Genomic DNA, 474 nt, shown 5'->3' with positions numbered 1-474 from the left:
GTTTGCTTGCTAATAAATTTGGCGAAGAAGCGAAGGCGAAGCGTAATGCAGCCGCAATTGCCTTAGAAGAAGCAGAAAAAGCCAAGGCAGAAAACAACAACGAAACGAACCAAGCTTTAGCCAAACAAGCACGAGATAATTTTGAGACAGCGAGTCGCGAAGCCAAAGAATGGGAAACGGGTGGAAGTCAACGTCTTGTCATTGATTCGGCATTAAATGTTATCAGCACAGCTTTAGCCGGCAGACCGGCAGCGGAAGTGGTGGCTTCAGGATTATCACCTGCGGTGAATAACCAAATTAAGAAAGCGACCACAGATGCAAAAGGTAATGTAAATACCGCTCTCAATTTGACTGCTCATGCACTTTGGGGCGCGGTAGAGGCTTATGCGGGCAACCGTAATGTTGCTGCTGGTGCGGCGGGTGCAGCAGGTGGAGAGGCAGCGGCTCATTTCCTTGCCTCGACACTTTACAATA

1 pseudogene is annotated in these 474 nt (G+C 48.7%); it reads left to right on the top strand.

Going from position 1 to position 474, the window contains the following annotated elements:
- Positions 1-474 (top strand): annotated as a pseudogene (locus tag HMPREF2732_RS08965) (hypothetical protein); the annotation flags it as partial.

It is taken from the genome of Haemophilus sp. HMSC061E01 (assembly GCF_001810345.1).
GTDB lineage: Bacteria > Pseudomonadota > Gammaproteobacteria > Enterobacterales > Pasteurellaceae > Haemophilus_D.
This window is presented reverse-complemented; position numbering and strand designations above follow the sequence as displayed.